Annotated in this window: 5 protein-coding genes; 4 read left to right on the plus strand and 1 reads right to left on the minus strand. The window is 66.9% G+C overall.

Going from position 1 to position 5,456, the window contains the following annotated elements:
- Positions 1-417: 417 nt before the first annotated feature.
- Entirely contained in the window at positions 418-687 is a 270-nt protein-coding gene (locus tag ACFE7F_RS15355) for a GlsB/YeaQ/YmgE family stress response membrane protein (protein ID WP_375404722.1), read from the minus strand.
- 276 nt (positions 688-963) lie between these two features.
- Here ACFE7F_RS15355 and ACFE7F_RS15360 point away from each other — a divergent pair, with 276 nt between their 5' ends.
- The 4 genes from ACFE7F_RS15360 (at position 964) to kdpA (ending at position 5,409) form a co-directional block, all read left to right on the plus strand.
- Complete coding sequence (locus ACFE7F_RS15360; RefSeq protein ID WP_375404723.1) at positions 964-2,427, plus strand: helix-turn-helix transcriptional regulator; 1,464 nt, start codon at positions 964-966, stop codon at positions 2,425-2,427.
- A gap of 170 nt (positions 2,428-2,597) precedes the next feature.
- Positions 2,598-3,488: a TorF family putative porin gene (locus ACFE7F_RS15365; protein WP_375404724.1), complete on the plus strand. Its 891-nt coding sequence runs from the start codon at positions 2,598-2,600 to the stop codon at positions 3,486-3,488.
- Positions 3,489-3,588: 100 nt separating this feature from the next.
- Positions 3,589-3,678: a K(+)-transporting ATPase subunit F gene (kdpF, locus tag ACFE7F_RS15370; RefSeq protein ID WP_375404725.1), complete on the plus strand. Its 90-nt coding sequence runs from the start codon at positions 3,589-3,591 to the stop codon at positions 3,676-3,678.
- 12 nt (positions 3,679-3,690) lie between these two features.
- Positions 3,691-5,409, plus strand: coding sequence for a potassium-transporting ATPase subunit KdpA (gene kdpA / locus ACFE7F_RS15375; protein WP_375404726.1), 1,719 nt, complete (start codon positions 3,691-3,693; stop codon positions 5,407-5,409).
- Positions 5,410-5,456: the final 47 nt, after the last annotated feature.

Consider the following 5,456-nt stretch of genomic DNA (forward strand, 5'->3'; position numbering starts at 1 on the left):
ACCGTGCCCAGATGAACGCCGTCAGCGCCGATCACGTCCATATGCTCCTTGATGCCGCTGATGTTGGCCATGTGTGGTTCCTAATTTAGGGGTGGATGATTGCAGATTCGGACTCGCGGTGAATGCACGCGCTGCCGAGTTTACGGTGTTACCGACCAACCAAACTGCTGGCCTTGATGTCGGGCAAGGTTGGGTGATCATCGGAGCGGCCGGCATGCCGGTCGAACCGGCCCTTGCCGTCACGGGCCGCGGTTCGCCTGAGATCGACCGGCGCGGCGGTGGACGGTGCCCGCAGCACGCGGATGAGTTTGGGGCCTAGAACGATCGGGCGACAACCCATGACGATCTTTCCATAAGAACGGGAATACGATCCGTGGAGATCGACGGTCGAACACCCGACCGTCGACGTCCACGATCTCAGCGCACGCTGCCGCGACGGACCAGATTGACGATCGCCAGCAGCACGACCGCGCCGAGGAGGGAGATCAGGATGGAGGTGAAGTTGAGTGTTCCGTCGGTGATCGACGCGCCGCCGATCAGCGGCGTGATCAGGAAGCCGGCAAGCAACGCGCCGACGACGCCGACGACGACGTTGAGCAGGATGCCCTGCTGCGCGTCCGTGCGCATGATCATGCTCGCGACCCAGCCTATGATGCCGCCCACGACGAGAAGGATGATGAGGTTCATGTAGGAAATCCCTGTTCGAGAAAGACGCTGGGTGCCCGGGGTCCCTCGTCAGCGCTCACGGCCGCACTCCCGGTACGCGCACCCAGCCTTGACGGCCTTGCGCACTGATCCCGCCTTCGAGGTCCGGGTCATCAACGAAGACGGTGGTCCTCCGTTCAAATCGGCAGGTTCGAGCGGAGTTCGCGCTTGATGCGATTACACCAGTCCCGCGATGTAACTCGACCTACGCACATGGCGCGACGGGAACCCGCCAAGCCGTTCCCGCGCTGAAGCACCATGACCAGCACGGCACCCGCAGCCCTCTCCGGCACGACGCTCGGCCATCTTCAACAGCTGGTGGACGCGCTCAGCGCGGGAGTGATCCTGATCGATCCGACCGGTAGCATCCTCTGGGCCAATCCCGCGGCGCTATCGATGCACGGCGCGGCCAAGCTGGAGGACATCGGCGCGACCGCGGACGACTATTGCCAGCGTTTCTGCCTCCGCTACCGCAATCATCACCGATTGCCGCGCCGAGAGTACCCGATCATGCGGCTGCTCGCCGGCGAGAGCTTTCCCGATCTGGTGGTGGAGGTGGCCCCGCTCGGAACCAACGAGCCGCGCTGGGTGCATCACGTCCGGGACGTCGCCATGGACGACGACGGCGGCGATCCCGATTGCCTGGCGCTGGTCATCCAGGACGTGTCCGACCGGTTCGAGGCGGAGGACCGCTTCGACGCCATGTTCCAGGCCAACCCGGCGCCGGCGATCATCGTGCGCCTCGCCGATCACCGGTTCCTGAAGGTGAACCGCGGCTTCCTCGAACTATCCGGCTACGATCGGGACGCCCTTGTCGGCCGCAGTCTCGTCGACATCGATCTGCTGGGCGGCGCCGACCGCGCCAAGCTGGCCCGCACGCGGTTCGAGGCGGGCGAGACCATCCCCCAGATGGAGGCCGAGCTCCCCGCCCCTGATGGCGGCACCAGGCTGGTCATCATGGCCGGCCAGCCGATCGAACTGGCCGACCAGCCCTGCATGCTCCTGACCTTCGCCGACCTGGAGCATCGCCGCCGGGCCGAAGAGGCGTTGCGGGCGAGCGAGCAGCATTTCGAGGCCGTGTTCCGCATGGCTCCGGTCGCGATGGTCGTCACGGAATGCGCGGAGAACCGCATCATCGAGATCAACGACGCGTTTTCGCGTCTGACCGGCATCGCGCCCAGCACCAGCGTGGGCCGGTCGCTCGCGACGTTGCCGATGTGGGAAGCTCCGGCGGAGCGCGACCGGTGCGCGCGGGAGGTGGGCGAGCGGGGCGGATTGCGGGGGCGGGACGTCCGCCTCCTGAACAAGGACGGGTGCGCGATCGACTGCCTCCTGTCGGCCGAGCGGACGACCCGCCGGGGCGGCGACCGCGTGGTATGGATGATCCAGGACATCACGGCCCGTCGCCGCACCGAGACGGAGCTGGCGGACGCGATGGAGGCCGTGATGAAGGACGCCAGCTGGTTCAGCCGAACGGTGATGGACAAACTGGCCGAGCTCCGCGATCCGCGCGCCGCGCCCGGCGATCCCCGCCCCGAGCTGAGCTCTCGCGAGCAGGAGGTGCTCGGCTGCATCGGCGAGGGCCTGGACGACAAGACGATCGCGGATCGGCTGGGCCTGTCGCCCAACACGGTGCGGAACCACGTCACTCGCCTGTACGCCAAGATCGGCGTCAACCGCCGCAGCGCTGCCGTGATCTGGGCGCGCGAGCGTGGATATTGATCGGAGCTCCACGGAGCCTCCGAAGGCTGGATGTTTCGGCCGGGTGGACCCGAAAAATATACGAAGATCATACGCCGGACCGGCGTTCGTCGTCTCGCTTCCATATGCGGCGACGATCTATCGACCGTCCTCGCCCGGATCCGTTCAGCGGGTGGTCAAAAGGACTGTTCATGCGTCGACTTTCGTTACTCCCCGCCCTTGCCCTTGCGTCGCTTTCATCGGTGGTATGCGCTCAGGACGCGGCTGTTCCGCCGGGCGTGGCCACCGATACGGCCGACTCGGCGACCGCGCCTTCGCCGGCCGTGACGATCACCGGTTCGGCGGCGCTCGTGTCCGATTACCGGTTCCGGGGCGTGTCGCAGTCGGACGAGGACCTGGCGGTGCAGGGTTCGGTGACGGCCACCCACGAGAGCGGATTGTATGGCGGCTTCTGGGCGTCGAACCTGGCGGGCTGGGGCACGTTCGGCGGCGCGAACCTGGAGCTCGACATACTGGCGGGGTACAAGTTCAAGCCGACCGAGGCCGCGACGGTGGATGTGGGCCTGACCTACTATCTGTTCCCCGGCGGCGCGGACAAGACCGACTTTTTCGAGCCCTACGTCAAGCTCTCGGGCACCAGGGGTCCGCTGAACCTGACCGCGGGCGCGGCGTACGCGCCCAAGCAGCAGGCGCTCGGTCGATATTACTTCAACGGCACGTCCGCCGCGAACGGCGTGTTCGACGACGAGGGCGACAAGGAGGACAATCTGTACCTCTGGGGTGACGCCTCGACGGCGCTGCCCGGCACGCCGCTGACCGCCAAGGCGCACATCGGTCATTCGGACGGCAACCGGGGTCTCGGCCCCAACGCCACCTCCGTCGCGCCCACGGGCAAATACTGGGACTATTCGGTCGGGCTGGACGCGACGTACAAGAACCTGACGCTGGGCGTGTCGTACGTCGACACCGACATCAGCCGCCGCGAGGCCGCGTACCTCCAGCCGAGCTTCTCCAACGGGCAGGACGGCACCGGGTCGATCGCCGACGGCACGTTCGTGTTTTCGCTCAGCGCGGCTTTTTGAGGAGATCGGATCATGGGGGACCTTCTGTGGCTGGGCATACTCCTGGGGCTGGTCCTCATGACCTTCGCCTATATCCGCCTGCTCGAGCGGGCGTGAGGCGATGACGGTCGATCTCTGGCTCGCCGCCGTCACCGCGCTGGCGCTTCTCGTCTATCTCGTGGCCGTGCTCGTCCGGCCCGAGCGCTTCTAAGGGGGGCGTTCCATGACCATCCAGGGCTGGCTCCTGATCCTCGCCTTCACGGGCGTCCTGCTCGCGCTCACCAAGCCGATGGGTATGTGGCTGCATGCGCTCTATGAGGGGCGGCGGACGCCGTTCCACATCGTGCTCGGGCCCGTCGAGCGCGGCTTCTACAAGCTCGCCGGCGTGAACCCGTCGGCCGAGCAGGGTTGGCGCGCCTATGCGGTGTCGATGCTGCTGTTCAATATCGCGTTGCTGCTGCTCACCTATGCGGTGCTGCGGCTGCAGGGCGTGTTGCCGCTGAACGAGCCCGGGATGGCGGGGATCGCGCCCGACGGCGCGTTCAACACCGCGATCAGTTTCGCGACCAACACCAACTGGCAGTGGTATTCGGGCGAGGCGGCGATGTCGAACTTCTCCCAGATGTTCGCGCTCGCCATCCACAATTTCACCAGCGCCGCGACCGGCATCGCGCTGGCGTTCGCGCTGTTCCGCGGCTTTGCGCGGCGCGAGGCTTCGGTGCAGGGGTTCGGGGCGATCGGCAATTTCTGGGCCGACGTGACGCGCGTGATCCTGTATCTGCTGCTGCCGATCTGCATCCTCTATACGATCGTGCTGGTCGCGGGCGGCGTGCCGCAGACGCTGACGCAGCAGATCACCGCGACCACCGTCGAGGGCGCGTCCCAGGTGATCGCGCTCGGGCCGATCGCCAGCCAGGAAGCGATCAAGATGCTCGGCACCAACGGCGGCGGGTTCCTCAACGCCAATTCCGCGCATCCATTCGAAAATCCGAGCGACTGGGTGAACTTCATCCAGATGCTGTCGATCTTCGTGATCGGCTTCGGGCTGACCTGGACGTTCGGCAAGGCGGTCGGCGACACGCGCCAGGGCTGGGCGATCCTGGCCGCGATGCTCGTGCTGTTCCTGCTCGGCGTCGGCGTCACCTATTGGCAGGAGGCCGCGGGCAACCCGATCCTGACGCAACTGGGCGTCGCGGGCGGGAATATGGAGGGCAAGGAGGTGCGGTTCGGCATCGCCGCCTCCGCCCTGTTCGCGGTCGTCACCACCGCCGCGTCGTGCGGCGCGGTCAACGCGATGCACGACAGCTTCACCGCGCTCGGCGGCCTGATCCCGCTGTTCAACATCCAGCTGGGCGAGGTCGTGATCGGCGGCGTGGGCGCGGGCATCTACGGCTTCCTGCTGTTCGCGATCCTGGCGGTGTTCGTCGCCGGGCTGATGGTCGGGCGCACGCCCGAATATGTCGGCAAGAAGATCGAGGCGCGCGAGGTCAAGCTCGCCGTGCTCGCCATCGCCGTGCTGCCGCTCTGCATCCTGGGCGGGACCGCGATCGCGTCGGTGAGCGAGGCCGGGCTCGCCGGGCCGCTGAACAAGGGGCCGCACGGCTTTTCGGAGATCCTGTACGCCTTCACGTCGGCGGTGGGGAACAACGGGTCGGCGTTCGGCGGCATCACGTCGGGCACGCCCTTCTACAACGCGCTGCTGGGCCTGGGCATGTGGTTCGGCCGGTTCTTCGTGATCGTGCCGATGCTCGCCATCGCCGGGTCGCTCGCCGCCAAGCGGCACGTGCCCGCCGGCGCGGGGTCGTTCCCGACCACGGGCGGCCTTTGGGTCGGGCTCCTGGTCGGGATCATCCTGATCCTGGGCGGCCTCACCTTCCTGCCGAGCCTCGCGCTCGGTCCCGTCGCCGATCATCTCGCGATGATCCGCGGCCAGCTGTCCTGAACGGAGCACCGGTAATGGCTCGCGCCGCCTCGCAATCCTTGTTCACC

The organism is uncultured Sphingomonas sp. (assembly GCF_964235535.1).
In the GTDB taxonomy this organism is placed as follows: Bacteria; Pseudomonadota; Alphaproteobacteria; order Sphingomonadales; family Sphingomonadaceae; genus Sphingomonas.

Coding starts and splice junctions, on each gene's coding strand:
- kdpF (WP_375404725.1), top strand. CDS start 3,589: ATGACGGTCGATCTCTGGCTCGCCGCCGTCACCGCGCTGGCGCTTCTC.
- ACFE7F_RS15360 (WP_375404723.1), top strand. CDS start 964: ATGACCAGCACGGCACCCGCAGCCCTCTCCGGCACGACGCTCGGCCAT.
- ACFE7F_RS15355 (WP_375404722.1), bottom strand. CDS start 687: ATGAACCTCATCATCCTTCTCGTCGTGGGCGGCATCATAGGCTGGGTC.
- kdpA (WP_375404726.1), top strand. CDS start 3,691: ATGACCATCCAGGGCTGGCTCCTGATCCTCGCCTTCACGGGCGTCCTG.
- ACFE7F_RS15365 (WP_375404724.1), top strand. CDS start 2,598: ATGCGTCGACTTTCGTTACTCCCCGCCCTTGCCCTTGCGTCGCTTTCA.